A 25,825-nucleotide genomic window follows, 5' to 3' on the forward strand; every position below is an offset into this window, starting at 1 on the left:
ACCAACAGCATCACTCAGAGGTGAATAAGCCGCTAGGTGTGCTGAGTAGGACTGCTCGCGGTACTCGGCCGGTTCCCGGCCCGCCTCAGACGCGAACGGAGTAGAGCGTGTTGTCGTCGCTGCCGAAATACACCGCGTCCTGCGTGACGGCCGGCGCGTGTACCGGGGCGGATGCGGAGTAGGCCCACAGCTGCTCTCCTGCGGCGACGTTCACGGCGTAGAGCTTGGCGTCGTCGCTGCCCACGTAGACGACCGCGCCTGCCGCGGCCGGCGCATGGACGTCACCGGCGGCCGTGAACTCCCACAGGGGTTGCCCGGTGCTGGCGTGCAGTGCGTGCAGTGTCCTGCCGCCTCCCACGTAGACGATCCCTTTGGCGACCGCCGGGTTCGATCCGACGGAGGCGCCCTCGAACCGCCAGGCGCTCTTGCCCGTGACCGCGTCGACCGCGTAGAGAGTGCCGTCGGTGCTGCCGAAGTAGACGAGGCCGCCGGCGACGGTCGGGATGCCGGACACGGCACCGCGTGTGGTGAAGGCCCAGCGCTTCTCGCCGGTGTACGCGTTCACCGCGTAGAGACTGGTGTCGCTGCTGCCCACGTAGACCGTCTCGCCGGACATGGCGGGGGAGTGGGTGTCGTTGTCCGTGGTGAAGGCCCACCTGCGTTTTCCGCTGGCCGCATCGATGGCGTACAGCCGATGGTCCGCGCTGCCGACGTAGGCGATGCCCCCGGTCACGACCGGGGTGTGGACGATGCCCCCGGTGGTGAACCGCCAACGGACCTTGCCCGAACGGGCGTCGAAGGCGTACAGGATGCGGTCGTCGCTGCCGAGGTACACGCTGCCGCCCAGCACGGTGGGTGCGGAGCCGATGGCCGCGGCGGTGGTGTGCTGCCATTGACGCCGCCCGTCGCCGGTGGTCACTGCGTACAGCGTGCCGTCGTTGCTGGCCGCATAGACCAGATCCCCGGCCACCCTCGGGTAGGACAGCACCGTGCCGGTGGTGGTGAACCGCCAGCGCAGCGATCCCGCGCCCTTCGGCTCGCGGTCCCGTGCGATGCCCCAGGCGGCCGCTGCCAGCCCGCCGGCCCCCACGGCGCCGGCCGCGGCGTACAGAAGTCGGCGACGGCTGACCGGTCGCTCCGGCGACGGCGCTGGGGGATGCTCCGGCGACGGCTCCGGCAGGCTGCGCTGCTCGGGCACCCGGGTGTGGCCCGCAGACGTCGAGGTCGGCATCTCCGCCAGGGCGAGCGTGCCGGAAGTCTCGTAGCCCTGCCAGGACTTGGGAAGCCACCCCTCGCCGAGCAGTTCCACCGGGGAGCGGCCGCCCGTCAGAGCGGGCATGAGCTCGGAGAGGGTCGGGCGGTCGGCAGGCCGTTTGGCCAGGCACCAGCCGATCAGCTCGCGCAACCCCGGCGGGATCGCCTGGAGTTCGGGTGCCTCGTGCACCACGCGAAACAACAGAGCCGGTACGGATGATTCACCGAAGGGTCCGGCACCCGTCGCGGCGAAGGCCAGGACCGAGCCGAGGGAGAACACATCGGACGAGGTCTCGATCGGCAGTCCCTGGATCTGCTCGGGTGACATGTAGCCGGGAGAGCCGATCGTGGTGCCGGTGAGCGTCAGTCCGCTCTTCTCGACAAGCCGGGAGATCCCGAAGTCGATCACGCGTGGCCCGTCCTCGGCCAGAAGCACATTGGCGGGCTTGAGATCCCGGTGGATAAGACCCGCACCATGGATCGCGGTGAGCGCTTCCGCCAGCGCCGCACCCAGCGCCCGTACGGACTGCTCCGGGAAAGGGCCGGATTTCTGCACCGCTTGTTGCAGCGACGGGCCGGGAATGTACGCCGTCGCGAGCCACGGAAGGCTTCCTTCGGGGTCCGCATCGACCACGCCGGCCGTGAAGAACCCGCTCACGGCGCGCGAGGCGACCACCTCCCGTGCGAAGCGCTGGCGAAAGGCGGGCTCTTGTACGTAGTCCGGACGGATGACCTTGATCGCGACCCGCCGGCCGCTGGGGGAGTACCCGAGGTAGACCCGGCCCATCCCGCCACTGCCCAATTGGGCGACCAACCGGTACGGCCCCACGACGGCGGGGTCTTCAGGTCCCAATGGCTCCAAAATGCCCCCCGGGTCACATCCTGGACAAACGGCCGTGTCAGTTGCGGCGGCAGTGTATCGGGTATTCAAGGACAAAAGATATCGACCGGCAGTTCGTCAATCTCGGCAACAGACGTCATTGCCGTCTCTGGCGGTGACGCGTCGGTCAGGGCCTGGTGGAGCCCGGGGGTGGGCCCTCATCCGCTCATGCCCCGTCGCGACCGTTCGAGGGCGACGGCTGGGGTGAGCCAGGAACGGTGGTCACGTGTGGCTGCGGGCCTGCGGCCTGTGGGGCCTTGGGACTGGTGGGCCGGGGCGGGAAGGTCCCACCCGAGAACGGTGCGGGGTTCCGTTGATCAGCGCGATGAGGTCACGCTCGCCATGCTCCAGCGTGCGCCGCTGCCCGCGGGTGGGTGCCCAGGCGGCGACACAACCGGGTAGGAGAGCCGGGCTGGACGGCGATCACCCCAGCCACGGACAGGCGTCCCGGGCGTCGTCCGTTCACGGTCACCCACGGGGCCACGCAACGCTGGCCCCACGTGCGTCTTCTGAGCGGCCGTCGCGTGAACCCGCCTGCCGCCAGTAGTGCTTGGTCGGGTTGGTAAGGGCGTGGGTATGCCGCTGGGCAGGTGGGACAGGCGCCCGTACGTGTGGCGAGGAGTGACTGCAGCGCGCGGACGATTCGGTAGAGGCTGAGGCCTCCACCGTGTTGGCCGGGTGCGCCGGTATTTCACGCAAGTCCGGGCAGGACCACTGAACTTGATGTGCTCGCGGTGCCTTTGCGCCTGAAGGGCCGGGTTCACGGCTGGCAAGCATCTGCCATGGCGAGGACTTGCCGTCGTGAGACCTTCACGGCGGCAGTCACGGGTCGATAGACCCGTGCACCTGGATCGACGCCCGCTACTACTCGGCCACGGGCGGCCGGCTGTCGGAGGGATACCGCTCCGACTTCACGCTCAGCCCGTCGTTCAACTTCCCCGAGCGCGAGTGGCACCCGAGCACCCGCACCGAGTGGGTGACTCCCGGCCAGGTCTGGAGGGAGTTCCACGCGCAGGGCATCGACGGACGGCTGCCGTGGGTGATGGTGTCGGGCGACAACACGTACACCAAGGGCAGCGCCACCCGCCTCGACTGGTTCGCGCCGGTGACCCGGCCGGGCCAGAGCGAATCCTTCGGCGTGTTCAACTCCCGCTGGCAGAACCACATGACCTGGAACGTGCAGGTGTGGGCCTCCTCCAGCGACACCATGCGGCTGGGCGGATATCTGCCGTGGGGCGAGACACCGTCCCACCTCCAGCGGTTCCAGGGCGACAGGCTGATCCACGACAACCCGGTGAGCGGAGACATGCAGTGGGCGGAGGTGCCCGAGGGCGACCTGCCCTACCGCGCCGTCCTCGACGTGGAGCGGCCCGCCGACCTCTTCCGGCTGTCGACCCTTCCACACCGAGTGGACCTTCATGTCCGGCACCGTCGACTCGGACTTCTTCGAGCCGTTCTCGGTGCTGAACCTCGACTACAAGCTGGAGACGGATCTGCACGGCGACCTGAGGGCCGGCGCGGCCGGGCAGATCGTCCTCAAGCCGGTGTCGACGGACCTCGGTACGGTGCCGGGCACCGTCACCACTGTGACGCTGGACGTCTCCTACGACGACGGCATCACCTGGCAGAAGGTAGCCCTGACCAAGGGCGCCCAAGGCGCCTGGACGGGTGCGTTCAGGACGGCCAGGAAGCGCGGTGGCTTCCTCTCGGTCCGCGCGAGCGCGCAGACGGACAGCGGATACAGCGTCAAGAACGGGGGCTGGCGAGCAAAACGGCGGATGCGCGGTTCACCGCCGCGCCGCCGGCCATGGCACTCGGCGCTCTCATCTGCCAGCGCCGGGACCAACTGCGTACGGCCGAGCAGGCGCTGGTGTCCTTCGCCGAGGAACACCGGGCCGCGATGACCGGCAGTAGCATCACCGATCTGATCGAGGTCGTCACGGGCGTCGACGCCATCCGTCATCGCTTTCTCCAGGTGCAGCATGCGGCAAGGACACAGGTCCGCTCGTTCATCACCGCCCCGTTCGTGGCCCTGCCCCCCGACGAGAACACGGCCGAACCCAAGGCGATCGGGCGCGGAGTGCAGTTCCGGGCCGTACTGGACCGCGCTGTGCTGGCAGAGCCGGGGATCGTCCACGACGCGATCGACTCCCTGCGCAACGGGGTGCAGCTGCGTGTGGCCGACCACCTGCCGATGAAGCTCGTGCTGGCCGACGCCGACCTAGGCCTGGTCCCGCTCGCGGTCACAGCGGCGGGAGAGCCCGGTGCCGTGCTGCTGCACAGCAGTGGCCTTCTGGACGCGCTGGACGCGCTGTTCGAGACGGTCTGGCGCTCAGCTCACCCGCTCGAGCTGTCGGGCACTTGTGGTGAAGCCAGAGCCGCCGTCGAGGTCGGTCCGCAAGGCCCGACCGAGCTCGACCGGCAGATCCTCGGGCTGCTCCTGGCCGGCCTCACGGACCTCACGGCGGCGACCCAACTCGGTCTGTCACCGCGGACGCTGCACCGGCGTCTGCGTCACCTGATGGACATGGCCGGAGTCTGGACCCGCATACAGTTGGGCGCCCACGCCGTTCGAAACGGTTGGGTGGAGCCCCTGTGAACACGACCGGGGCGGACCGAATGGGCGACCCGCAGTCCGAGAATGGGCGGACAGGGTGTGAACACTGATGGCGATCTCGGCCCGGGGTGAATCGGTCGCATCGGCATTCCGATCGATCACTCACCTTCGGCGACTGCTTCCCAGCAGTCCGTCAGTAACCCCAACCACCCCGGTCGGGGAGTGTAAATCTCAGCTTGTCTCTGTCGGAGATATTCGGAGATATGCGGATCGGTGCCTGTCGACGAGGGTCTCTTGGTGTGCGCTGGTGAGCCACCGGGTGAAGGCGCGAGGCGGTGCGGGCGCGTGACGGCTTGCTCACTCATCGTGGAGTGGATCTGTTCGAGCTGAACACGCACCACTGGCAGGCTTGGAGGGCGAAGGTCTCGCCTGCTGCGGGGGATCTGCCATGACGTCCCCCCGGGGGCCCGCGACTCGCAGGGGCTGGCATCTATGGGGTATCGGTAGGGATTGCGGGGTAGTTCATTGGACTGGCGTTCTGACGACGCATTGACAGTGCAGATCCAACGAATGGGTCGTGCTCAGCGGCACCAGGCGGCCTATCTGGCCCTGCATCGGCTTCAAGCGCCCCTGTTGACGATTTCTATGCCCCAGGACTGGGGAATCGACCGGACGACTCTCGACGCCCTGCTACGCAGTGCCGCAGAGCGGCTGGACGGTGAATCCGACGTCGTACTCCAGCAAGCCTTGGATGAAGTGAGACGTGCGCCGTTGTTCGAGTCGGAGCTTGAGCCCGGAGTGGCGGAGAGCTTCCAGCTGGAGGCAATAGGCGGATGGACTCTGCTGGCCGAAGCCCTGGGCGAGATGAATGAGGTTCAGACGGACCGAATCATCATCCTGGCACGTGAGCAGGCTGACTATCTCGACCAATGCGTTGACGGAACGCTCTTGGAGATACAAGGGGAACCGCTTCGTGATCACTACCTCGAGAATGTTGGAGATCGCCTCCGCGCCTACGACCTAGGATTCTTCGCCACCAGGAACCTTGAAGTCGAAGGTTGGTGTCATGAAGTCGTGCTGGTTCGGTCTCTGGGGGAGAGTTTGCCGGTTCCTGAGGCATGGCGTGAAGTGCTGAATGCATGCGACGACTACAGCAGTGAGACGGCAGCGGTTCTGCGGATGTTCTCGAACTGATCGGCTACCCGGCGGCACGCTCGAGGACGTCGAGCAGGTGATCCGGGCGGGTGTGCAGCTCCAGGGGGATCGGTACTGGGAATGGGCCGACGCGAAGCCGTTCCAGGCCCTGTGAGCCGTCTCGACGCGTACAGCAGCTTCCGCGGACGGTCGGCAGTCAACCCTTCGAGGTGCCCCCGTGCTTCTCAGGCGACTTCGGGCCACTCGTAGTCCTGCCAGTCGTCGGGCTCGTCCCGGATCCCTTCCAGCAGGCGGCCGAAGGCGTCACCGTCGTATATCAGGGCCGTGAACTCGAGCGGAAGACGAACGTCGTTGATGACCGCGGTGGGCGTGCCCGGTCCCTCGGGCTCCTTCGTGCCTCCGGCGCGCTGGTAGGCCCTCTGGGAGGCGGTCACGAAGGCACGGTACTTCGTGCTCTTGACCGCGGAGTCGAAGGCCGGGCTGCGCAGTCCGTCGACCTTGCCGGCCAGTTCGAGCAGGTAGGCGTCGGTGAAGCCGTCGATATCCTCCTCGGGCTGGTGGGCGTACAGCACCTCGTGGTACTCAGCGAACTTGCCCGCCGCCAGCGCGGCCCGCAGCGCGTTGACCGCTCTCTTGGAGCCGCTGCCGCCCACTCGGTCGTCGAGGAAGGAAGCCAGCGTGTACTCGGCCACCGCGTGCTTCCGCAGGGTCGCCTCCCGCAACTGCGCTGCGCCACCGGTGGTTTCGAAGTCCTCGCAGTAGGGGCAGCGGGGATCCTCGTACAGATGGACCGTCACGGGGGCCGACTCGTCCCCGACCACGATGGTCGTGCCGTCGGCCGCCAGCTTCTCCGGTATCTCCTCCGGGCCGGCGTAGGGCACTCTCCGTTCGCCGCAGCCCGTGAGCGACACTCCCAGCACGAGCGCAATCGCTGCGACGGCAGCCACCCCACGTCTGTTCCCCACCCCATGCCTCCCCTGAGTCAGCGAGAGACTAGAACACACGTGCCGTACCGCGGAAACGTGTTTCACCAACCTCGCCCCCGCACGACAGCACCCTCACGGCGAAAACATCGGACGGCCGAGCAGAAGCACTGCGTTCGGTGCCGGGGTGGTGGGTGTTGTCGGCGGGTGGGGCTGCTGTTATGTTCCGCAGGCCGTCGATGTGGCGGGTGAGTGACCAGGGAGAACACCGGCTGATGTCCACCACAGGATCTTCGTCCACGGCTGCCGCGTATGCCGAGGCGGTGGTGAACGGTGTGATCGTTCCTCTTCGGTGGAGTGATCTGGAGGCGAGTGCGTTCGGCCGCGTGCCCGAGGTGTACGAGGCGGCGGTGGCGGCGGGCGCCGATCTCGACCGGGTCGGGACCGGGTGGGACCATACGCGGGACGCGGCGTGGCTCGCAGTCCTCTTTGCGCCGCTGGCTCTGCCGGTGCTGACGGTCTTCGCGGTGAAGGACGCGGACGATGCCGCCGGCCTGTACGGCGTCATCGGGCTGATCTCGGTCGCCCACGTGCTGCTGCGCGTCCTCGAGCGGCAGCGGACCCGGACCGGCGGGCCGAGGGTCACGGCGCGGGAGACGCTGCTCGCCGGCTTCGAGGCATGCTTCGCCATGATCTCGGCCGGCATCTTCGCGGCCGCGTCCTTGGCCGAGCAGTCCTGGTGGCTGTGGAGCCTGTGCGCGGTCCAGATCGCCGTGACCGTCTCCTGCGTGGTGAGCGTGCGCACAGCCCGAAAGGCGGCCGGACGCGGCGTCCCCACCGTGGCGCGGCCGCCCTTCGAGGAGTTCACCGCCCGCGTGGCCGACCTCGACGAACACGACCGCGCGGCGATACATGCCGACCTCAGCACCGCCCTGGACCGGCTGGAGGACGCCGGCATTGTCAGCCCGCCCGAACTCGCCGAGGCACGCCGAGCCCCGCTCGGCAGCCTGGCACGACGGCTGTGGGCCCTGGAGCGCTCCGCCGCGCGCCAGGCACGGTGAGCACCGGGCGTCGGCACGGCCGTGACTGCCTGGAAGCGTTGATCGTCACCGACGCCCTCAGGACTGAACCGTTCCGGATTCGGTGGAGACTCGATTCCATGAAAGGTATCGAGTCATGGCACGACCTTCCTCGTTCACAGATGAGGTGCGCAAACGAGCGATCCGTTTGGTCGCCGAGGTCCGCGCTGAGCACCCGACCGAGTCGGCGACGTACAAGGCCGGTGGCGCAGAAGCTAGGCATCGGTTCGGCTGAGAAGCTGTGGAACTGGGTCGGGCGGGACGAGATCGACTCCAGGCAGAGTCCGGGGCCGACCACGGAGGAGTCCGCGGCGATGAAGGCGCTGAAGAAGGAGAACGCCGAGCTCAGGCGGGCCAACGAGATCCTGAAGGCTGCGGCGTCCTTCTTCGCGGCCGAGCTCGACCCGCCACACACACGCTCGTAGCGTTCTTGGACGAGTACAAGGGCCGCTTCGGCGGCGTCGAGCCGATCTGCCGGGTCCTCAGCGACCACGACTGCAAGATCCCCCTCCACCTGCTACGCCCAGTTCAGGCCACCGGAGTGGTTCCTCGACGGCCCGGGTCCCCCGGGTCATCAACACCCCTGCGAGTGCCGCGACGGGGTACATGAGCACACCATAGACGGCGGCGGGCACCGCCAGGCCGACGCTGCCGAGCACACTGATTGCCAGGGTCATGGCGACGGCACTGTTGTGTATGCCGATCTCCATCGAGCAGGCGATGGACTGCCGCTTGTCGAGCCTGACCAGGCGGGGCGCGAGATACCCGATGGTGAGACTCGATATGCAGAAGGCGAGCGCTGCCGGCCCGACGTCCAGGAGGTAGTCGACGATGTTGTTCCGTTCGGCCACCAGCGCGCCAATGATGACGGCGACGAGGACGACGATCGACAGCTGTCGCACCGGACGGTCCATGCGCCGCGCGAACGCCTCCGAACGACGGCGAACGGCGAGGCCGATTACGGGTCTCACCCGCAGACGGATCCCTCACCGTGGTCGTCGAGTGCAAGGGCCCGCACTGAACGGGACCAGTTCCGCTTCTACCGCCTCACACCCGCCCGTCAGGACACACTGTCTGGTTTCGGCGCCGAGTGGGCCACAGCAGTTCCCCGTCGGACGGCCTCTCAGCCGGTGATCTCGACCGGTGTGCTCGGCGCTGTCGGAGCCGGGCCGGTCTGGGGCTCTGTCGGCTTCCTCTGCGTGATGCCGCGGAGAAGCTGGGAGAGGTCCACGCCGGTGGCGGAGGTGAGCAGCTCCATGCCCTGGGTGACGTTGTCGGTCACGGTTCGGGTGAGTTGGCTCGCGCCGTCGGTGGAGATGACCGTCATCTTGTCGACCGCGGCGAGCGGTTCGGCGGCCTTGCCGACGACCTGCGGGAGTACCTCGACGAGCATCTGGAGGACTGCGGCATCGCCGTACTGTCCGAACGCGTCGGCCTTCTTCAGCATGGCCTCGGCCTCCGCCGCACCCTTGGCACCGATGGCGGCGGCCTGCGCCTCGCCCTCGATACGGACGGCCTCGGCGAGCGCTGCGCGCTGCGCCTTCTCACCCTCACCGGTCAACCGGGCCCGCTCGGCGGCGGCCTCGGCCTCCTTGACCAGGGCGATGCGGCGAGCCTCTGCCTCTTGCTCGGCCTGGTAGCGGGCGGCGTCGGCGGGCTTGCGGACCTGAGTGTCGAGCTGGCGGTCGGTCAGGGCGGCCTGGCGGGCGGCGACCTTCTCCTGCTCGGTGAGGATGTCCTGCTGGCGGGCGGCCTCGGCGAGCGGACCCGCGGCGTTCGCCTGCGCCGCCGCCTCGTCGGTCTGTGCCTTGATCTCGGCCTGCTTCAGATACAGCGTCCGCTGCGCGACCGCGATCTCCTCCTCCGCCTTGAGCCGGGCCTGCTCGGCGGCGCGCCGGGCGACGGCTTCGGCGATGTCGGCCTCCTGCTTGGCCCGCGCGGCCTCGGGCCGGCCCAGGTCCTCCAGATAGGAGCCTTCGGTGGTGATGTCCTGGATCTGGAAGGCGTCGAGCACCAGGCCCTGCCCGGACAGGCTCGCCTCCGCTTCTTCGGCGACCTGGCCGGCGAACGCGGCCCTGTCGCGGATGATGTCCTCCACCGACATCCGGCCGACGATCGACCGCAGGGCGCCGGACAGCACTTCCTGCGTGAAGCCGACGATGCCGTTCTGCTGCATCAGGAACCGCTGGGCCGCGGCCCGGATGGAGTCCTCGGTGCCGCCGACCTTGACGATCGCGACCCCTTCGAGGTTGGCCTTGACCCCGCGCAGCGTGACCGCTCCCCGGACTGCGACGGGGATGTGCCGGCTGGACAGGTCGAGAGTGAACTTCTGCTCCACGAACGGCACGACGAAGACGCCGCCGCCGACCACGACCTTCTGGCCGCTGTTGTCGGTGTATTCCCGGCCGGTCGCCGGGTCGGTCGTCTTCTTGCCGCGCCGACCGGTGATGATGAATGCCTCGCTGGGACCGGCGACCTTGTAACGGGTGACGACGACGAGGCCCAGCAGCACGAGAAGAACGACGATGCCCGCAACTGCGGCGAGGACAGGGCTCATGACGAGACCCCCTTCGATGGAAACCGAGGAAAGACAAGAACTGGCGACGTGCGGGTCAGCGCTCGACCGGACGCACCACGACGGACGTCGGCGAGAGCACGGACTCCACCCACACCTCGGTGCCGCGAGCGACGGGCGAGTCCGACTTCGCCGCGTACTTCACGGGCTGCCCGGCAAGGTGCAGCAGCACTTCGCCGTAGCCACCGTCAGGAATCGCCGTGACCACCGATCCAGACGTCCCGGTCAGGTCCGAGCCCCGCGGGGCGGGCACGGCGGCGTCAAGCATGAGCACTCGGCTGAACCGCCAGGTCACCCATCCCACGACGCCTCCCGCGACCGCGCCCGCACCGGTGGCGACCCCCGCCCCCGTACGGGTGCTGTTGAGCACGATCGCCCCAGTGAAGCCGAGAGCCGAAACGAACCCCGCCACCACCGGCAACGACAGAAACCCGTCCAGTCCGTCAAGAGTCCCCTCCAGCAGCCCGTCGAGGACCAAGGACAGGAGCAGCAGCACCAGGCCGACGATGCCGAGACCCAGAAACCAGATCATGTCCCCGCCCCTCGGACACCGTGTTGCCTTCGTCGTCCGCGGCATCCTCGCACCGAACCGCACACCAGTTCACTGCCGGACTTCGGCAATGTTCACGCCCGTTCAATGCCGTCCTGGCAAGCGGATCCGCTGCTCATGTCTGTGGACCGGGGGCTGGCCGTGTGGTTTCAGGGTTCGATGAGTCCGATGCGGATGGCGTAGCAGGTGAGCTCCAGACGGTCCTTGAGACTGAGATTCCGGAGCAGGTGGGCGCGGCGGCGTTGACGAGTTTACGGGCTCTGCCTCGCGGTGGGTGATGACCTGGCGGCAGGTGCTGCCCTTCCCGCATACGGTCGAGGCAGTGGTGGAACTGCGCTGTGATCAGAGCGAGTTGGGATCATCCACAGTGGACCTTTCCATACCCGCTGGCATCCATCCTTCTCGCACGTTGCCGAGGGGCATCCTGCCCTGACGGCCGGAAGGTTCAGCCGCTGTCCGGGGCGACCACATGCCTCAAGACGTCGCCCAGCCAGGCGGCGAGGCGGAGGGCGTCGAGGCTCAAGGAAGCCTGCGTGGTGGCGGTCGGAGTTCTGGCCATGTTGCTGGCCAACGTGCTCGTCCTGCGCTACGCGCTCGCCCCGCCGACCCGTCTGTTGCACACGGTGGCGCAGGCGGACCTCCTTGCGCCTGGTCTTCGGGCCGAGGCGGTCGGCCCGGGCGAAATGGTGCAGCTCGTAGGTACGTTCAACGCGATGCTCGATCGCCTGGAGAACGAGCGCGCCACCAGCAGTACGCGGGTGGTTGCGGCGCAGGAGGCCGAGCGCCGGAATCTCGCCCGGGAGCCGCCGCATGACGAGGTCGACCAAGCGCTGACAGCCGTCCTCCTCCAACCGAACTGGTTGGCCGACCATGCGCCCCCGCAACTGCTGGGCGATCTGCGCGGCGCGCAGGGGACGACCCGGGAGAGCCTGGGACGAACTACGGCGCATCGCTCACCGGCTGCGTCCAGGAGTCCTCGAAGACCTCGGCCTTTCCAGCGCACTCCGCGCGATCGCGTCCGACTTCACCGGTGCAGGCTTCACCGTCGCGACCACATCGACCACGCCCACCCCGTACTCACTCGAGAGGCCGAGGTACTCACTCGAGAGGCCGGGCTGGCCATCTATCGGGTGGCTCAGGAAGCCTTGTCCGACGCAGCCCGCCACGCGCAGGCCGACCACGTGGACGTTGAACTGCGAACTATGAACCCCGGCGTGGTGGAACCGCAGACCCAGGACGACGGACGCGGTTTGCGTGACACGTCTGGGAAGCGGCGCTGCACGCGCTGATCTGTTCCCCGACCGTGCTCGCGGCCCGGCTCGACCGCCTCGCCGACACCATCGGCGTGGACACAGTCGAGCTCGGCGGCATCGCTCCCCTTGGTGCATCGCTGAAGATCCCAGCCGTAAACGGGTTCTGGATCCTGGACGAGCGGCTCGTCGTGGCGGACGACTGGCACGGAGGTACGGCTCGACGAAGCCGACTCCATCACCACTGCCAGCGGGTGTGGCGGACGCTGAGCGAGTCGGCGGTGTACGGCGCCGACGCCCAGAATCTGATCAGCTGCGCCCGGCGGGGCGTTCGCCCGCAGGGGTGAGTACCGGCCGGGACGTCTCGGGTCGTATGAGACGGCCCAAGTGGGTCGGCATCGGCCGACGCCAGGCCCGGGCTCTTGCGGCTGGCTTCCTCATGGGCGTGCACCTGGCCGCCTGTTCACGGCGGCGGCGATGCGATGGGAGCGCAGTCGACGCCCGGCCGCGGCGCCCGGTGGGGGTGCCGCGGCCGGGTTGTGGTTCAGGTGGCGATGATGGTGTGGAAGAACAGCACCGCGCCGGCGAAGGCGGCGCCGCCGGTGAGGACTGCGGTGGGGGCGCCGGGCTGGGCGAGGTGGGTGAGGATGCCTGCTCCGGTGCCGACCAGGGTGCCGAGCATGAGGATGATGGCGCTGCGCAGGCCGAGCAGTGCGGTGGTGGCGGGGGTTTGGGGTGGGTGAGGGCCTGTCGGGCTCTGGGGGTGGGGTATGGCCTGCGGGGCGTGGCCGGTGTGGGGCGCGTGCGGGCTGCCCGTGCCGGTGGCGGCGGGGGAGGGGGTGGTGTGGCGGTGGTCCTGGCCGGGGGCGGGGCTGTTGTTCATGGTGTTCCTTCCTCTGACGTTCGGTCACTGCTGGTGCGGTGGCCGCTCGTTGCTGGTCTAGGTGCCACAGCTCCCTCCCCCCCGTGTGTCGCACGTCACAATTTCTGATGGGGGAGGGGAGGGGGGAGCCGTACGCCGCGCCTAGGACCTGTGTGAGACGAGGGCGGAACACGGCCCGCTGGCCCGAGCGAGGGCTAGGGAGCGGATGTGCCGGACTTTCGGCATCCCGGTTCGAGGCGGGGACACGGCTCGGCAGCATCGGCTCCGACCAGCAAGAACTCGTCGACAACGCACTCCGGGCCGTCCTTGATCTCTGACCGGGGAACCCGCGGCAGCGGCGGCTCCGATTCCAGGACGTCAACCTGATCTGCAAGGACCCGGGATTGCCCCGCCGTCGGCCGCGCGGTGTGTAGGACGGCAGTCGTCACCTGCTTCCGAAGGACGGTTGCCGCCGGTCAGCGTCTGAGGAGAGCGCTCATCACGGTTGCCAGGTACCCGGTGTCCGCCGGTACGGAACCCGGGACGGCATGAGCGAGCTGGGCGTGGCCCACGTAGCTGGTGTAGGCGAGGAGGCCGCGCCGACGGGCCTCGGGCGGCGAGAAGCCGAGCAGTTCGAAGAGGCGGGCGAGGTAGCCGACCCGGCGTTCGGTCACGCGGGCGAGGGCTGCCGCGACGTCGGCGTGGTCGGCGGCGGCGAGCAGCCGCACTTCCAGGGCGTCCGTGGTGGCCGTGGCGATGGCTCCGCTCAGAAGCGCCCGGAGCCGGTCGGCGGGATCCGGCTCGGTCGCCTCCATGGCCTGGATGATCCGCTCGGTGGAGAGTTCCTCCCAGCGGGCGAGGGAGGCCGCGACGAGTGCGTCCCGGTTGGTGAAGTGCCAGTAGAAGCTGCCCTTGGTGGTGCCCAGACGGGCCGCCAGTGTTTCCACGGCGACCGCCCCGAGGCCGCGTTCGGAGAGTGCGGCGAGGGCGGCGTCCGCCCAGTCGTCGGCGGTGAGGCGCTTACGGGCGGGGCGCTTCGAGGGGTCCGGCTGATCGCGCATGGCTCCATACGCTACCGTACGGTAGAACATACGCTCCCGTATGGAGGTGCGGTATGCGCACGCTGCGCAACGTTCACGAGCGGATCATCGAGGCCCCGGCCGAGACCGTCGGAGCCCTCCTCGACCGGCTCGCCACGTCGGACGACCCCCTGTTCCCCACCCCTGTCTGGCCCGCCATGGTCCTCGACCGCCCCCTCGGTGTCGGCGCCGACGGCGGCCACGGCCGGATCCGCTACAAGGTCACCCGCTACGAGCCCGGACGGTCCGTCCGCTTCGACACGACCGGGGACGGCCTCGGCACCGGATACCACCGCTTCGACATCGAACCCCTCGGCCCCGACCGCTGCCGGATATCCCACATCCTCGAAGTCACCACGAGCGCGGCCAAGTTCACCATCTTCAAACTGGCGATCGAACTGGTGCACGACACAATGGTCGAGGAGATGTTCGACAACGCCGAGAGGGTCGCTCTCGGCTCACTGCCTCACCCGCCGGCCCGCCGCCCACGACGCGCCCTGCTGGTCAACCGGCTCCTGTGGCTCCGGCCGACCGGGGTGCCCGTACCGGCGAACGCGCGGCTGCTCCGCGCCGCCGTCGAACGGCCCGACTTCACCGACGCCTGGCGCATGCCGCTCACCCCCGGCATGCCCCGCGACCCGCAGGCCTGGCGGCACGTCCTGCCCTTCACCGAGCGGGGCGCCGGGGACCACGAGCTCATGCTCGGAGAGGACGCCTCCCACCTGGACTTCCGAGCCTCGGTCCTCGTCGACGAAGACTCCGTGACTCTGGCTACCGCCGTACGGCTGCACCACACAGGCGGCAGGCTCTACTTCGCCTTGGCACGTACCTTCCACCCGTACCTGGCCCGCCGGGCGCTGCGCCGGGCCCACCGCCGCATCGCGTTCGCGGCCCCGCCCGCCGGGGAGCGCAATGCGCGTGCCACGGGCTGACGCACCTGCCCGACCAGACGCTGGGGCGAGACGGCGTCGCCCCGGTGGCCGTCGTGTCCCCACCGGACGGTGGGCCTGCGGAAAGCGCTGTGCGGATGAGAACCACGACCCCCCCGCCCTGGCGCCGGCCGGCCGAGGCCCGCCGTGACCCGATCGGGTCAGGAACCCGACGAGCCCGCCCTCCTGCCCGCCGAACTCACGGCACAGCCTCACAACGAGAGCACCGACGGACACCGCTTCGACGAACCGGCCGCAACGTGAAGGGCATGCCTTGCCAAATGATTCTGTGCTGGTCATCGAGGAGGCCGACGTTGGCGCGTCAGCAGGGAAGGCAGGCCCGTGCTCACGCTGGTCAATGCTGACGGCTCCACGCCAAACGGCTTCCTGATCGACGAGATCCCCCACGAGGGCGCCCGGCGGATGCTTGCCACCCTGCTGCAAGCCGAAGTCAACAGCCCCATAGCCGAGTTGGCCGTTGAACGGGATGGCGATCCGCCGCCTCCTCGAAGCAGACGATCAGAAGCCCGAGGAAGGCTGAAGCGCACCACCGATCCACAGGACTTGACAACTGCTAGACGCCCCAGCGGCTTTCAGCCGTGCGTGTGTGCATAGACCGAGGGCGTTGATCTTCGCTTCGGATGACGGATCCGACGCGGTGGTGGCTCGGGCCGCGTCGTCGCGGTCCCGCTCGATGGCACGGGCAACGCCCCGCCGCCGGGCAGGGGTGTTGCCCGGGATGCTCTGTTTCAGGATGCCCTCTGGCTGGCGGGCTGCTCGGTCTCGGTCGTCACCCGTGCCCCCCGAAGGAGCACCGGGAGCCACAGCAGGCATGCGAGCAAGGGGACTGCGGCGTACGCGGCCATGCCCGTACTGGAGCCCAGGTTGTCCATGAGCGTGCCGAGGACGAGGTAGCCGGTGCCGATGAGTGCCGATTCCACGAAGGCGATCATCGACAGCAGGCTCGCCCGGTGGCGTGATGGAACGGCTTCGTTGAACACGTTGTCCACGAGCACGGCGGTGATCTCGGGAATTCCGACCAGGGCCAGGAACGCGGCGATGGTGACCCAGACAAGGCCGAGGCCGCTGAGGCCGAGCGCCGCGGCGAGCGTCAGGAGGGACACGGGGACGACGATCCGGTACCCGATGCGCCGGTCCGCGCGGTCCGACAGCAGCGCTGTGAGGCCGCCGGCGAAGAATCCCGCCGATATGACCGCGCCGACCAGTGCGGTGCCCGCTCCCTGATCGGAGAGGGTCTTCTGCGTGAAAATGATGTACGGCGTCAACGTCGCGTGCATCAGCGCGGACACCACGACGAGCGTCACGAGCGCCGGCGTGGCGAGGCGGAGCATCGCCCGCCATGCTGTTGCGTCGCCGTGCTCCTTCACGGCTGCGTCCTGTTCGTCCACCGCGTCCGCGCCGCGGATCTCGGGCACCCGTGAGATCAGCACCACCACGGCCAGGAGGAGGCAAGATGCCGAACCGGCGTAGGCGATCGGCCAGGAGAACTGCTGGAGTTGGCCACCGACGACGATGGCGACTCCCGAGGTGAGCGTCCCGAGCATGGTGAACCGGGACTTGATCCTGACGTAGCCGGCCGTTGCGCCACGGCGCACGAGCAGGTCGTACAGCAGGGCGGTGTCCGAACCGGACACACATGCCATGCCCACGCCCTGGCCGATGAACAGCGCCAGGAACGCCCAGTAGTGGGAGGACATCACCTGACCGAGCAGGCAACCGGCGATCAGCACCTGGCCCATCACGATGCTCGCGCGCCTGCCGATCCGGTCGGCGATGACTCCCGTCGGCAACTCCGCGAGGCCGCTGACCAGGTAGAGCAGTGTCTGAAGGAGGGCCACCTGCCCGGCGGAGAAGCCTTGCTGCAGAAGGAAGAGGACGAACACGCCACGCTGGAACAGCGAGTTGGCGAGCACGGCGTACACGTAGAACGGGCGCGTGACACTTCGCGCTGCATCGTCGACTGCTGCCGGCCCGCCAAGGGCCTCCGTCGTGCCGGTCATACTGCGGGCTCCCCCTGGAGACTTCGGTGGTCCTGGTGTCGGGACTTCGCCGTCGATCGGCCTGGGCCCGGCGCGGGCACCGCGTCCTCGGCCATGCCTGGCGCGGTTGGCGAAGACAATCCGGGTCGAGTGTGCGGCCGGGTCGCTCGGGGCCGGTTGTTCAGCCTCCGGGGTTCGTGACGTTGCGGAGCCGGGTGCCTGGGCAGAGATGAAAGAGTTCGGGGTCTGCCTCGTCAAGGCCGTGGAGCAGGCCGACCGGGCGCCAGCCGACGCGTTGCAGCAGCAGCTGCATCGGGTGGTTGGAGACGTTCGTCGAGGTGAACAGCTTCTGGGTGGTGCATGCGGTCTCGGCCGCTGTGAGGAGATGGGTGCCCACCCCTCGTCGGCGGGCGCCGGGGGCGACCATCAGCATGGTGACGAAGCCCTGTTCGAAGAAGGTGTACTCCAGCACGCTGTAACCCAGCGGTCCGGTCGGGTCCCGGACCATGAGGACCGTGCCCTGTTCGCACCAGCGCTGGATGCTGTCCCGTCGTGCGCTGTCGCCTGCTGCCGCGACGGAATCGATCTCCGCCAGTGCGGCCCAGTCCGACGGGTTCGCGCGGTCCATGTGAAGCATGCTGAGGTTCGCACCGTCCATGAGGCGCATCCTGGCAGCGCAGGGGCGGTTGGTGCTTGCCAATTTGGTCGACGGGGCGTGGTGCCCTCCTTGCGATGCGCGGGGCGGCGGCATACCCGCCGGGCGCAGGCCACTGGTCGTCCTTCCGGTCGAGGGTCCGACCCGGCAACGGTTCGAGTCCTGTGCGGCGTTGAGGTTCCTGTGCAGGATGGTCACAGCATCGCGCGGCAGTTCCGGGCGGGATCGCCCGTCTTGCCGGGGCGGGTAGGTTGCCTCTGGCTGCCGCAGGCAGTCTGCGACGCGCCTCGTGGAGCGTGTGCATGCGCTGCAGCGAGGATGTCCTTCGGCCCGCCGACCGGGGGTTGATTACTACAGCGGACTTGTCGCCGGCGACGAGATCTGTGCCGGGTACGCCGCTGGCGGTGTCGACACCTGCCAGGGTGTCTCTGGCGGTCCGATGTTCGGGCGCGATGCGAGCAACGCGTGGATCCAGGTCGTCATCGCGAGCTGGGGCATTGATGCGCCCGGCCCAACGCCCCGGGCGTCTGCTCCGAGGTGTCGGCGTTCGCCTCGGCGATCGCCTGCGCGGCCGTCTTGCTCTGACATTCCGTGCCAGCACGCCGTACGCCGTCACGGCACTCAACGGCCCGGCGCCGCACCGCGCCGGGCTCGTTTTCGATCGTCGGCCCCTGAAAGGCTGGCCCCTGCCAGTCCGATTGTGTCGGGGATGTCCTGCCGTGGCTGCGCAGGGTGGAGCGAAAGTTGTTGGTTGTCCCGACCGCCTGGCGGTTGCGTTCTCGCAGGCTCAGGCCGTCTACGACGTGGTGGGCGAGGCGCTGTGCGGGAGGTGTGGGGCGTGGTCTTGCGGCGGGGCGTTCATGATGGAGTCTCTCGTAGGGTTCGGTCAGTGGACCGGAGCCGGGCGCAGGCGCACGGGGACGGTCGTGTGCCCGTTGCTGATCAGACTCGGCAGCTTCCTCAACTCGTCTTGGCTGGTGGCGAGTTCGATGCCGGGAAAGCGCTCGAAGAGCAGGCGCAGGGCGGTGGCGACTTCGAGTCGGGCGAGCGGGGCGCCGAGGCAGTAATGGACGCCGTGGCCGAAGGCGAGGTGTTCCTTGCTGGGGCGGGTGGCGTCGAAGTGGCCGGCGTCATCGTGCCAGTCGGGGTGGCGGTTGGCGGCGGCGTAGGAGACGAGGATGGCGTCTCCGGCCCGGATGGTCTGCCCGTCGGGGAGCGGGATGTCAGCTCGGGCGTAGCGCAGGGGAAGGTGCTTGATTGCGGGCTCGTGGCGCAGGGTCTCCTCGACCACATCCTGCCAGGTGCATCGGCCGTCCCGGACGTGTGCGAGCTGCTGCGGGTCGGACAGCAGCGTGGTGATGGCCTGGTCGATGATGTTGACAGTGGTCTCGTAACCGGCGCTGATCATCAGCAGCAGCGTGTCGCGCAGTTCGGCGTCGCTGAGGGCGGAGCCGTCTCCTTCGTCGTCGCGGGCGGCGATCAGTGTCGAGGTCATGTCCTCGCCAGGCTCGGCCCGCTTGATCTGGATCAGGGCGTCCAGCAGGCCGTAGAGGGCGGCGGTGTTGGCGGCTTGTTCATCAGCGGTGAGGTGGGTGGCGAACACGTTGTCCACCACAGTGCGCAACTCGGTGCGTCGGTCGGCGGGGACGCCCATGAGTTTGCCGATGACGGCGATCGGTAGCGGGTAGGCGAAATGCTCGCGCAGGTCGACCGTGTCGCCAGCAGGACGGGCGTCGAGTTCGTCGAGGAGGGCGCTGACGAGAGCCTCGATGTCCGCTTGAAGGGCTTCGGTGCGGCGGGCTGATAGGGCCGGGGCCACCATGCGGCGCAGGCGGCTGTGGTCCTTGCCGTAGGCGGTGAACATGTTCTCCACCGCGATCCACAGGGCCAGCGGCCAGGTGGCGACGGTCTCGGTGAAGGCCGGCCAGTGGGCCCGGCCGTCCTTGGAGACGTCCTTGCTGGTCAGGAGCTGCTTGAGGAGGGCTGGGTGGGAGACGGACCAGGCGCGCACGCCGAGGATGTCGACCGGCGTCGCGGGGCCGCGCTCGCGTAAGGCCTGGTGTTCGTCGTCCGGGGCGGAGCTGGCCGGATCGAGGACGAGAATGTGCTGTTCGGGCATGTTGAGGTGCCTTTCGGCTGGTGGGGAAGGTGACGGGTGGGGCGGCCATGGAGGGGTGGCAGGAGCCGGGGACGGTGTCGTGGGCGACGGCTTGGTGGGCCAGGGGTCTGCCATGCTTTCGGGGCAACCGCGCCTGCGCAAGCGGCTGTCGAGAAACGCGTGGGAAGCGAGGCACCTGTCGTATGCCACCTGTGCTGCCGCGCGTCCCAGGGCGTGGAGTTGTCCAGGCGGCACTCCGGCCCGGACGACGCTGAGCGAGTCGAGACAGGGCCCTGGGCTTTTGGCTCCGACGCGGCGGGTGGCATCCGCTCGGCGTCCGCGTATCGGCATTCGCGCCGCCTCAAGGATGAGCTGCCCAGCATGACATGTCGTCGACACGTCATGACAAGCCGTCGGTGGGCGCCTTCTCCGGCTTCCCGTACCTGTCCAGCGACCAGCGGATGCCGTTGTCGTCCGTGAAGAACGCACAGGGCCGGTTGTTGTGGACTGTGGCGGACGACCAGTGCGGAGATGTGAGGCTGTCCTTCCGGCACGGGGACCGACCCGGCAACGGTCCCAATCCTGTGCGGCGTTGGGGTGCCCTTGCACGCTGGCCACGGCATCGGGCGGCAGTCTCGGACGGGGATCGCCCGCGCTGCCGGACCGGTCGGTTGCCCTCCGGCCGCCGCAGGCAGTCTGCGACGCGCCGCAGGGCGTGTGTGCATACATTGCAGCGGTGATGTCCTCCGGCACGCAGACCCGGGGAGTTGATTACCAAACGGGTCGACCCGTATCGTAAGTTGTATGAGTTCCGTTCCGTCCTCCAGGGGTCGCCCCAGGGACCCCCGCTCGCATCAGGCGATCCTCAGCGCGGCCACAGAGCTGGTGATCGAGGTCGGCTACGCCGCGACATCGATCGGGGCGGTGGCGGCCCGTGCCGGGGTCGGCAAGGACACCGTCTACCGGCGCTGGCGGGGCAAGCCGGAGCTGGTCTTCGAGGCCGTGTTCACCACCACCGACCACGTTCCGGTCCCCGATACCGGAGCGCTGGCCGGGGACCTGACCGCACTGCTGCAGGGCCTGATCGACGAGTTCCACGCGCCTGCCGCGGCAGCGGCGCTCCCGGGACTGCTCGCCGACTTCGCCGCGGATCCGGTGCTGCAGGCACGCATCCGCAGCGACTTCCTGGCCCCGTCGAAGGAGCGGCTGCTCATCGTCTTCGAGCGCGCCGTGACGCGCGCAGAGATCGCGGCCGACACGCCCGTGGATCTGGTCCTGGACACGCTGGCCGGGGCGGTGTTCTTCCACGTCGGCCTGGTCGGGGAACGCCCCGACCCTCAGCTGGCCGGCCGGCTGGCTGCTGTCATAGCCAACGGAATTGAGGTCCGATGAACGGCTGGCTTCTCGCAGCGGGTATCACCGCGTCCGGAGTGGCCGCGGTACACATGGCCGCCGGACACCGGGACGTGGTCCGCCCGCTGCTGTCCTGCGCACTCGCAGACGAACCCCGACGCGTCCTTCACGCCGTATGGCACATGGTCACGGTCGACCTGGTGCTCTCCGCAGCCGCCCTGGTCTACCTCGCGCTCTCGGACGACACGTCAGCTACCGGCCCGATGGCGTGGTTCGTGGCCGCGCACTTCGCCGCGTACACCGTCGCCTTCCTGGTCGTCACGTTGTCGGTCGACTGGCCGAAGCCACTACTGCGGCTGCCGCAGTGGATATTGCTCCTGCCGGTCGCGGTGCTGACAGCGGCGGGTGCCGCGTAGCGACAACCCGGAGAGACACGGCCCCGACCGACTCGAAGCATTCGTAGGTAACCGGCTCAAGCGCCTTGCGTACCGGCCCGACGTGCGCGGACTCGTCCGGCCTTCGGGTGGGCTCCAAAAGTTGACTTACGCAGACCGGCAACCGGGCCAGCCACCGGTCGGAGCACAGGCCACGGCAGGCCAGCGGAGGCCCGCCCTCCCCGCCGTGTGTCCGCGGCACGAACTCGTCCGCGTCCTATGCCGCAACGCCCCGCCACGATCCGCGGGACGGCCACCGACTGGACCCGCTGGCTACGACGGGCTCCACAGGCCAGGAGGCGGGGTGCGACTGGTTTTGGACGGCTTCTTCAGCGCGGGTCGCAGGCGGCGTCGAGCTACCGGCGTACGGGCCGCAGTTCCGGGGGCCGGAGGCGGTTGTCGGGTGCTTGCGACTGCGCGCGCGGCTTGTTCGTGGGGCGCGCCCGACAGCACGCCAGCGAGCAGGTCCGTATTTCAGGGTGCCGGTCCCGGCCGCACCTCGCGGCCGGGGGCCGCGCCGTTCCAGGTTCGACGTCCTGGCCGGGGCGGATGCGCGGGGCGGCTTCCCGGTGTAGCGCCCTGACGCTGCTTCGCGCTGCGTGTGTCGCTTGACATCGGGTTCCGCCTGATCTGTGAGAGATCGGTGGACTGGGGCGGGATCCCACTGCTGGGCGGAGGTCCTCCGCCCCCTTCATGTGCCCGCTCCGAACTGGGCCTTGGACATGCTGTCGTCGGGCTGGAACGGAATGCCGGCGGGAAGCAGGAGTCCCCGCAGCATGTAGGTCCCGGCGCTTTGGGCAGTGTTTCTCGCTGTTCGTTCTCCGTAGCGAACTCACCTTGGGGGGACGCTCGTTCATGGTCTGTGACCGCGCGCTCAGGTCAGGGTCTGGGCTGCGTACACGGTGCCGAGGGCAGTGGCGAGGGTGCCGAGGAGGAGGCGTAGGGCGCGTTCGGGCAGGCGGGGCTGGAGACGGGCGCCGAGGTAGCCGCCGATCAGGCCGCCGGTGCCGCAGGCGAGTCCGAGCCGCCAGTCGGGGGCGACGTCTCCGGGGCTGACGAGGGAGAGCAGGGCGTAGGTTGCGGCGCCGACGAGGGAGGTGGTGAAGGTGGCAGCGAGCGCGGCGGGGGCGACACGGGCGACGGGCAGGCCGCGGCCGACGAGGATCGGGCCGAGGAGGGAGCCGCCGCCGATGCCGTAGAGGCCGCCGACCACGCCGACCGCCAGGGCGAGGCCGGTCAGGGCGCGGGGAGTCAACTTGTCGGCCGGCAGCGGCCGGTGACGGGACGGGGCGAGGGTGCGCAGGCACAGCCACAGGCCGAGAGGGAGCAGCAGGGCGGCGATGAGGAGGCGGAAGACGTCGGGGCCGGGGAGGGCGAAGACGCGGAGGGCGGCCCCCAGGACGACGCCGGGCAGCGTGCCCAGCACCAGGCGTCGGGCGAGGCTGCCGCGCAGGGAGCCGTCGTGGCGGTAGCGCCACAGGGCGCCGGGTCCTGCAACGACGTTGAACAGCAGGTTGGTTGGAGTGACGGCTGGATTGGGTACGCCGAAGACGCTCAGCTGGACGGGGAGGAGGAACACTGCGCCGGACACGCCGACCGGTGCGGTCACGGTCGCGATCAGTAGCCCGGCGACCAGCCCTCCTGGCACCGTCCAGTCCACTGTCGCCCCCTGCCAGTTGTTCGCCCGGCCAGTATCAACGCGTCTGTGGACAGTGAGCTGACCTGCAACGAGATGTTCACGATCGGCCAGGCGGGGTCCGGTGCCCTCGCTCGGCCGTCGCTGTCACGGGACGGTCAGGCCTGGTGGGAGCCGCGGTCATGGGGCCGGCTTCGTCTGGAGCTGTGCCTGGGGTCGGCTGGCCTGACGGGTCTGCCGATGACGCGGTACATGCCGATCGAGTCGTGGGCGGCGGTGTCGGTGAAGCCGAACTTCTTGTACAGGAAGCGGGCCGGGCCGTCGGCGATCAGGGAGACGTAGGCGGTGACGGGGGCCCGGCGTTCCTCGGCCGCGCCGAGGGGGGTCTTCCGTACGGACCTGCCGATCGCCCGGATGGTCAACGTGCTGCATGCGGTCATGCACAGCGCGGCGGAGGAGATCCGCGCCGGCCGCCTGACCTCCGAGCACGCCGCCCACCACATCACCGCCACGGCGCTCGCAGCTTTCACGCCGCCGGGCACACCGGTGCCCGAGGCCGACGCTGGGGCCCGCCGGCAACCCCCGGCGAAGAAGTCTTGATCTCCGAGGAGTCCTGGTCCCCTTCGCGGCTGCGGTGATCCTTCGCGTGGGCGGTCGAGCGGTGAAGGGCGGCGGCCTGTGCGGGTTGAGGCCGTTGCGCAGCCGTACGAAGCGGAACGTGGCGGCAGCGGGCGGCGTCAACGACGGTGTCGGCAACGAACGCGGAGGTCGGGTCAGGTCGAACGGTGCTCAACTCCAGCTGGCATCAAATGGTCCACGGCAGGCGACAGTTGATGCGTCGGCGGCGGCCGGTGCTGTGAGGGGCGTACGCCGGCCAGGGTGACCGTGACCAGCCGTCGCACGGCGGCTTCGGACGGCAGCGTTCGTGCCGCCGCCAGGGCGCTGAGGCAGCAGTGTGTGAGTTCGGCGGGCCGGATGTCATCCCTGACGGCACCGGCCTGTGCTGCCTGGCGTCGCTCTGGTCGTGCTGCTGCTGGCCATGGTCCCTGCGGTGTGCAAGCCTCGGGGCGTCACACTCATGGGGCAGCGAGCAGGGCGCGGGCGCCGAAGCGCATCGGCTGCGGTATCCCTGCCTCGGTCCCAGGATCCTGATGGCTTCCCAGTTGCGCGCGGACGGCGACGTCCGTCTGCCGTCCAGGGAGGTGGACGGGGTGCACCGCGTCGAGCTGACCGGCGGCATGGGCAAGTACAACTGGGCCTTCAACGGCAAGGCCTTCGACATGGCCGACCCGGCCGCGAATCCGCTCACAGTGGAGGAGGGGCAGCGGGTCAGGCTCGACTTCGTCAACACCACGGAGATGTGGCACCCGATGCACCTGCACGGCCACACCTACCAGCTGGGAAGTAGCGGCCCCCGCAAGGACACCGCCATCGTGCTGCCCAAGAAGAAGTTGTCCGTCGTCTTCGACGCCGACGGCCCAGCAGGATGAGATCTGGGGACGTCGGCGCGAGGGGCAATCGTTCGGCTTGAGCGAGCGGGCGCTCGGAGCGCCGATGCAGAACGCTCGTCGGTTCCTTCGGCAGCGCGGCGGCGTCCGAATTGCCCCGCAGCAGCGACCAGAGCGGCATCTGTACGGCAGCGAGTGCGAAGAGATGTCCCGCGTTATCGCCGCCGGGAATCTGGTCGGCAGTTGGCCAGGCGGCTGGGCCGGTCACCTTCGACCGTCTCCCGGGAGATCGCCCGCAACGGAGGCCGGGCCCACCGGCTCTGCGTGCTGACGGCGGCCATGACAAGCCGCGACATGGCCGTCTACAGTCGAGCTGCAACTGCCGTGCAAGTGTCGCGCGATTGAGTGCTCGGGTGTCGAGAACGGCCTTCGAGGTAGTGCTCCAGCGTCGAAGGCTCGGCGGACGGCCCGAGGGCCGCCACCGTTACCGGCCCGTTCCCGTGGCCGAGTTCTCATGAATGATCGTGCCTATCCAAGGTGGAGAGTCGGCAGCGGGCAGCGGGCAGCGGGCAGCGGGCAGCGGGCAGCGGGCAGCGGGCACCGGGTCGTTCGGGTGCCGGGGAGGGCTCATGTGACACCCTCCCCCCACGCCGTTGCTCAGCCGCTGTACTCGGTCGCGACGTCCACGACCCAGGTGATGCCGAATCGGTCCTTGAGCATCCCGTAGAGCGGAGCCCACTGGGCAGGCGCCAGCGGCTGCACGACGGTGGCTCCGACCGAGAGCTTCTCCCAGTACGCGGTCACTTCGTCGACGGTCTCGCCTCGGAGAGACACGAAGAAGGAGTTCTCCCCCCGTTCCCACGGCATCTGTGAGGGCACGTCGTAGGCCATGACGTGGAAGCCGTTGGTCCCGGCCACCTGACCCCACATCACCTGATCCGCCGTGTCGGGATCGTGCACGTTTCCAGCGTCCTCGTACGTGACGACGACGATGTCCCCGCCGAACACGGACCGGTAGAACTCGAGCGCGGCGCGGGCCTCGCCGCGGAAGTTGAGATGCGTTACGGACTTGACGGACATGCTTGGCTCCTAGACTTCGCCTGATGGT

Annotated in this window: 25 protein-coding genes and 6 pseudogenes; 15 read left to right on the plus strand and 16 right to left on the minus strand. The window is 69.0% G+C overall.

Annotated elements, in window-relative coordinates; genetic code table 11:
- Positions 1-85: 85 nt before the first annotated feature.
- Together ACZ6SQ_RS12245 and ACZ6SQ_RS12250 are read right to left on the minus strand one after the other, a co-directional pair.
- The gene (locus ACZ6SQ_RS12245; protein ID WP_469559905.1) at positions 86-2,107 is read right to left on the minus strand and encodes an outer membrane protein assembly factor BamB family protein; all 2,022 of its coding nucleotides are present in this window, start codon (positions 2,105-2,107) and stop codon (positions 86-88) included.
- Positions 2,108-2,998: 891 nt separating this feature from the next.
- Entirely contained in the window at positions 2,999-3,442 is a 444-nt protein-coding gene (locus ACZ6SQ_RS12250) for a hypothetical protein (protein WP_469559908.1), read from the minus strand.
- Between the two features lie 110 nt (positions 3,443-3,552).
- Here ACZ6SQ_RS12250 and ACZ6SQ_RS12255 point away from each other — a divergent pair, with 110 nt between their 5' ends.
- The 3 genes from ACZ6SQ_RS12255 (at position 3,553) to ACZ6SQ_RS12265 (ending at position 5,885) form a co-directional block, all read left to right on the plus strand.
- The gene (locus tag ACZ6SQ_RS12255) at positions 3,553-4,038 is read left to right on the plus strand and encodes a hypothetical protein (protein ID WP_469559911.1); all 486 of its coding nucleotides are present in this window, start codon (positions 3,553-3,555) and stop codon (positions 4,036-4,038) included.
- Entirely contained in the window at positions 3,942-4,733 is a 792-nt protein-coding gene (locus tag ACZ6SQ_RS12260) for a transcriptional regulator TrmB (protein WP_469559914.1), read from the plus strand. Before ACZ6SQ_RS12255 ends, ACZ6SQ_RS12260 begins: the two co-directional genes overlap by 97 nt.
- 513 nt (positions 4,734-5,246) lie before the next feature.
- Positions 5,247-5,885 (plus strand): hypothetical protein, encoded by a 639-nt coding sequence (locus ACZ6SQ_RS12265; RefSeq protein ID WP_469559918.1) that lies wholly within the window; start codon positions 5,247-5,249, stop codon positions 5,883-5,885.
- Between the two features lie 185 nt (positions 5,886-6,070).
- Here ACZ6SQ_RS12265 and ACZ6SQ_RS12270 read toward each other — a convergent pair whose 3' ends face one another.
- Positions 6,071-6,793: a DsbA family protein gene (locus tag ACZ6SQ_RS12270; protein ID WP_469559921.1), complete on the minus strand. Its 723-nt coding sequence runs from the start codon at positions 6,791-6,793 to the stop codon at positions 6,071-6,073.
- 251 nt (positions 6,794-7,044) lie between these two features.
- Here ACZ6SQ_RS12270 and ACZ6SQ_RS12275 point away from each other — a divergent pair, with 251 nt between their 5' ends.
- Entirely contained in the window at positions 7,045-7,830 is a 786-nt protein-coding gene (locus tag ACZ6SQ_RS12275) for a hypothetical protein (protein WP_469559923.1), read from the plus strand.
- 221 nt (positions 7,831-8,051) lie between these two features.
- A complete protein-coding gene (locus tag ACZ6SQ_RS12280) occupies positions 8,052-8,273 on the plus strand; it encodes a hypothetical protein (RefSeq protein ID WP_469559926.1) in 222 nt (73 codons plus the stop codon).
- A 57-nt stretch (positions 8,274-8,330) separates the two neighbouring features.
- Here ACZ6SQ_RS12280 and ACZ6SQ_RS12285 read toward each other — a convergent pair whose 3' ends face one another.
- From ACZ6SQ_RS12285 to ACZ6SQ_RS12300, 4 genes and pseudogenes are all read right to left on the minus strand, one after another.
- The gene (locus ACZ6SQ_RS12285; protein WP_469559929.1) at positions 8,331-8,750 is read right to left on the minus strand and encodes a bile acid:sodium symporter family protein; all 420 of its coding nucleotides are present in this window, start codon (positions 8,748-8,750) and stop codon (positions 8,331-8,333) included.
- 221 nt (positions 8,751-8,971) lie between these two features.
- Complete coding sequence (locus ACZ6SQ_RS12290) at positions 8,972-10,405, minus strand: flotillin family protein (protein WP_469559932.1); 1,434 nt, start codon at positions 10,403-10,405, stop codon at positions 8,972-8,974.
- A 55-nt stretch (positions 10,406-10,460) separates the two neighbouring features.
- Positions 10,461-10,955 carry a hypothetical protein gene (locus ACZ6SQ_RS12295; protein ID WP_469559935.1) on the minus strand — a complete coding sequence of 165 codons (495 nt, stop codon included), beginning with the start codon at positions 10,953-10,955 and terminating at the stop codon, positions 10,461-10,463.
- Positions 10,956-11,122: 167 nt separating this feature from the next.
- A pseudogene (locus ACZ6SQ_RS12300) lies at positions 11,123-11,224 on the minus strand (DNA-binding response regulator); the annotation flags it as partial.
- Between the two features lie 306 nt (positions 11,225-11,530).
- On the opposite strand from ACZ6SQ_RS12300, the gene ACZ6SQ_RS12305 reads away from it, so the two are divergent.
- A complete protein-coding gene (locus tag ACZ6SQ_RS12305) occupies positions 11,531-12,262 on the plus strand; it encodes a sensor histidine kinase (protein ID WP_469559939.1) in 732 nt (243 codons plus the stop codon).
- Positions 12,235-12,570 (plus strand): annotated as a pseudogene (locus tag ACZ6SQ_RS12310) (Scr1 family TA system antitoxin-like transcriptional regulator); the annotation flags it as partial. The gene ACZ6SQ_RS12305 and the pseudogene ACZ6SQ_RS12310, both read left to right, overlap by 28 nt.
- Before the next feature lie 197 nt (positions 12,571-12,767).
- Here the strand turns inward: ACZ6SQ_RS12310 and ACZ6SQ_RS12315 are convergent.
- Positions 12,768-13,106: a hypothetical protein gene (locus tag ACZ6SQ_RS12315; RefSeq protein ID WP_469559941.1), complete on the minus strand. Its 339-nt coding sequence runs from the start codon at positions 13,104-13,106 to the stop codon at positions 12,768-12,770.
- Between the two features lie 455 nt (positions 13,107-13,561).
- Positions 13,562-14,146 (minus strand): TetR/AcrR family transcriptional regulator, encoded by a 585-nt coding sequence (locus ACZ6SQ_RS12320; RefSeq protein WP_469559944.1) that lies wholly within the window; start codon positions 14,144-14,146, stop codon positions 13,562-13,564.
- Between the two features lie 53 nt (positions 14,147-14,199).
- Between ACZ6SQ_RS12320 and ACZ6SQ_RS12325 the strand changes: the two genes are divergently transcribed.
- Together ACZ6SQ_RS12325 and ACZ6SQ_RS12330 are read left to right on the plus strand one after the other, a co-directional pair.
- Positions 14,200-15,096, plus strand: a complete 897-nt coding sequence (locus tag ACZ6SQ_RS12325; protein ID WP_469559946.1) for a DUF2867 domain-containing protein — start codon at positions 14,200-14,202, stop codon at positions 15,094-15,096.
- A 339-nt stretch (positions 15,097-15,435) separates the two neighbouring features.
- Positions 15,436-15,582 (plus strand): annotated as a pseudogene (locus ACZ6SQ_RS12330) (IS256 family transposase); the annotation flags it as partial.
- Positions 15,583-15,842: 260 nt separating this feature from the next.
- Here ACZ6SQ_RS12330 and ACZ6SQ_RS12335 read toward each other — a convergent pair.
- Both ACZ6SQ_RS12335 and ACZ6SQ_RS12340 read right to left on the minus strand, forming a co-directional pair.
- Positions 15,843-17,114, minus strand: coding sequence for an MFS transporter (locus tag ACZ6SQ_RS12335; RefSeq protein WP_469559949.1), 1,272 nt, complete (start codon positions 17,112-17,114; stop codon positions 15,843-15,845).
- 160 nt (positions 17,115-17,274) lie between these two features.
- Positions 17,275-17,721 carry a GNAT family N-acetyltransferase gene (locus ACZ6SQ_RS12340; protein WP_469559952.1) on the minus strand — a complete coding sequence of 149 codons (447 nt, stop codon included), beginning with the start codon at positions 17,719-17,721 and terminating at the stop codon, positions 17,275-17,277.
- Between the two features lie 379 nt (positions 17,722-18,100).
- Here ACZ6SQ_RS12340 and ACZ6SQ_RS12345 point away from each other — a divergent pair.
- Positions 18,101-18,333 (plus strand): annotated as a pseudogene (locus tag ACZ6SQ_RS12345) (trypsin-like serine protease); the annotation flags it as partial.
- 301 nt (positions 18,334-18,634) lie between these two features.
- Here ACZ6SQ_RS12345 and ACZ6SQ_RS12350 read toward each other — a convergent pair.
- The gene (locus ACZ6SQ_RS12350) at positions 18,635-19,867 is read right to left on the minus strand and encodes a cytochrome P450 family protein (RefSeq protein WP_469559954.1); all 1,233 of its coding nucleotides are present in this window, start codon (positions 19,865-19,867) and stop codon (positions 18,635-18,637) included.
- A 783-nt stretch (positions 19,868-20,650) separates the two neighbouring features.
- Between ACZ6SQ_RS12350 and ACZ6SQ_RS12355 the strand changes: the two genes are divergently transcribed.
- A complete protein-coding gene (locus tag ACZ6SQ_RS12355; RefSeq protein ID WP_469559956.1) occupies positions 20,651-21,238 on the plus strand; it encodes a TetR/AcrR family transcriptional regulator in 588 nt (195 codons plus the stop codon).
- The gene (locus ACZ6SQ_RS12360; RefSeq protein ID WP_469559959.1) at positions 21,235-21,615 is read left to right on the plus strand and encodes a hypothetical protein; all 381 of its coding nucleotides are present in this window, start codon (positions 21,235-21,237) and stop codon (positions 21,613-21,615) included. The genes ACZ6SQ_RS12355 and ACZ6SQ_RS12360 overlap by 4 nt, the downstream gene beginning before the upstream one ends.
- A gap of 892 nt (positions 21,616-22,507) precedes the next feature.
- On the opposite strand, the gene ACZ6SQ_RS12365 is transcribed toward ACZ6SQ_RS12360, so the two are convergent.
- Together ACZ6SQ_RS12365 and ACZ6SQ_RS12370 are read right to left on the minus strand one after the other, a co-directional pair.
- Positions 22,508-23,293, minus strand: coding sequence for a sulfite exporter TauE/SafE family protein (locus tag ACZ6SQ_RS12365; protein WP_469559962.1), 786 nt, complete (start codon positions 23,291-23,293; stop codon positions 22,508-22,510).
- 134 nt (positions 23,294-23,427) lie between these two features.
- Positions 23,428-23,640, minus strand: a pseudogene (locus ACZ6SQ_RS12370) (hypothetical protein); the annotation flags it as partial.
- Positions 23,641-23,707: 67 nt separating this feature from the next.
- On the opposite strand from ACZ6SQ_RS12370, the gene ACZ6SQ_RS12375 reads away from it, so the two are divergent.
- Positions 23,708-23,869, plus strand: coding sequence for a hypothetical protein (locus ACZ6SQ_RS12375; protein WP_469559965.1), 162 nt, complete (start codon positions 23,708-23,710; stop codon positions 23,867-23,869).
- A 173-nt stretch (positions 23,870-24,042) separates the two neighbouring features.
- Here the strand turns inward: ACZ6SQ_RS12375 and ACZ6SQ_RS12380 are convergent.
- A pseudogene (locus ACZ6SQ_RS12380) lies at positions 24,043-24,267 on the minus strand (hypothetical protein); the annotation flags it as partial.
- Between the two features lie 153 nt (positions 24,268-24,420).
- Here ACZ6SQ_RS12380 and ACZ6SQ_RS12385 point away from each other — a divergent pair.
- Both ACZ6SQ_RS12385 and ACZ6SQ_RS12390 read left to right on the plus strand, forming a co-directional pair.
- The gene (locus ACZ6SQ_RS12385; protein WP_469559968.1) at positions 24,421-24,759 is read left to right on the plus strand and encodes a multicopper oxidase domain-containing protein; all 339 of its coding nucleotides are present in this window, start codon (positions 24,421-24,423) and stop codon (positions 24,757-24,759) included.
- Between the two features lie 153 nt (positions 24,760-24,912).
- Positions 24,913-25,122: a helix-turn-helix domain-containing protein gene (locus ACZ6SQ_RS12390; RefSeq protein WP_469559971.1), complete on the plus strand. Its 210-nt coding sequence runs from the start codon at positions 24,913-24,915 to the stop codon at positions 25,120-25,122.
- 252 nt (positions 25,123-25,374) lie between these two features.
- Here the strand turns inward: ACZ6SQ_RS12390 and ACZ6SQ_RS12395 are convergent, their stop codons facing one another.
- Positions 25,375-25,797: a VOC family protein gene (locus ACZ6SQ_RS12395; protein ID WP_469559974.1), complete on the minus strand. Its 423-nt coding sequence runs from the start codon at positions 25,795-25,797 to the stop codon at positions 25,375-25,377.
- Positions 25,798-25,825 lie beyond the last annotated feature (28 nt).

Source organism: Streptomyces sp. NPDC048600 (genome assembly GCF_055587025.1).

What these genes read in the sequence shown, in the direction of transcription:
- ACZ6SQ_RS12250 (WP_469559908.1), bottom strand. Translation starts at nt 3,442, where the DNA reads ATGTCTCCGCTCACCGGGTTGTCGTGGATCAGCCTGTCGCCCTGGAAC.
- ACZ6SQ_RS12255 (WP_469559911.1), top strand. Translation starts at nt 3,553, where the DNA reads ATGTCCGGCACCGTCGACTCGGACTTCTTCGAGCCGTTCTCGGTGCTG.
- ACZ6SQ_RS12260 (WP_469559914.1), top strand. Translation starts at nt 3,942, where the DNA reads ATGGCACTCGGCGCTCTCATCTGCCAGCGCCGGGACCAACTGCGTACG.
- ACZ6SQ_RS12275 (WP_469559923.1), top strand. Translation starts at nt 7,045, where the DNA reads ATGTCCACCACAGGATCTTCGTCCACGGCTGCCGCGTATGCCGAGGCG.
- ACZ6SQ_RS12290 (WP_469559932.1), bottom strand. Translation starts at nt 10,405, where the DNA reads ATGAGCCCTGTCCTCGCCGCAGTTGCGGGCATCGTCGTTCTTCTCGTG.
- ACZ6SQ_RS12295 (WP_469559935.1), bottom strand. Translation starts at nt 10,955, where the DNA reads ATGATCTGGTTTCTGGGTCTCGGCATCGTCGGCCTGGTGCTGCTGCTC.
- ACZ6SQ_RS12305 (WP_469559939.1), top strand. Translation starts at nt 11,531, where the DNA reads ATGTTGCTGGCCAACGTGCTCGTCCTGCGCTACGCGCTCGCCCCGCCG.
- ACZ6SQ_RS12315 (WP_469559941.1), bottom strand. Translation starts at nt 13,106, where the DNA reads ATGAACAACAGCCCCGCCCCCGGCCAGGACCACCGCCACACCACCCCC.
- ACZ6SQ_RS12320 (WP_469559944.1), bottom strand. Translation starts at nt 14,146, where the DNA reads ATGCGCGATCAGCCGGACCCCTCGAAGCGCCCCGCCCGTAAGCGCCTC.
- ACZ6SQ_RS12325 (WP_469559946.1), top strand. Translation starts at nt 14,200, where the DNA reads ATGCGCACGCTGCGCAACGTTCACGAGCGGATCATCGAGGCCCCGGCC.
- ACZ6SQ_RS12335 (WP_469559949.1), bottom strand. Translation starts at nt 17,114, where the DNA reads ATGACCGGCACGACGGAGGCCCTTGGCGGGCCGGCAGCAGTCGACGAT.
- ACZ6SQ_RS12340 (WP_469559952.1), bottom strand. Translation starts at nt 17,721, where the DNA reads ATGGACCGCGCGAACCCGTCGGACTGGGCCGCACTGGCGGAGATCGAT.
- ACZ6SQ_RS12350 (WP_469559954.1), bottom strand. Translation starts at nt 19,867, where the DNA reads ATGCCCGAACAGCACATTCTCGTCCTCGATCCGGCCAGCTCCGCCCCG.
- ACZ6SQ_RS12355 (WP_469559956.1), top strand. Translation starts at nt 20,651, where the DNA reads ATGAGTTCCGTTCCGTCCTCCAGGGGTCGCCCCAGGGACCCCCGCTCG.
- ACZ6SQ_RS12360 (WP_469559959.1), top strand. Translation starts at nt 21,235, where the DNA reads ATGAACGGCTGGCTTCTCGCAGCGGGTATCACCGCGTCCGGAGTGGCC.
- ACZ6SQ_RS12375 (WP_469559965.1), top strand. Translation starts at nt 23,708, where the DNA reads ATGCACAGCGCGGCGGAGGAGATCCGCGCCGGCCGCCTGACCTCCGAG.
- ACZ6SQ_RS12385 (WP_469559968.1), top strand. Translation starts at nt 24,421, where the DNA reads ATGGCTTCCCAGTTGCGCGCGGACGGCGACGTCCGTCTGCCGTCCAGG.
- ACZ6SQ_RS12395 (WP_469559974.1), bottom strand. Translation starts at nt 25,797, where the DNA reads ATGTCCGTCAAGTCCGTAACGCATCTCAACTTCCGCGGCGAGGCCCGC.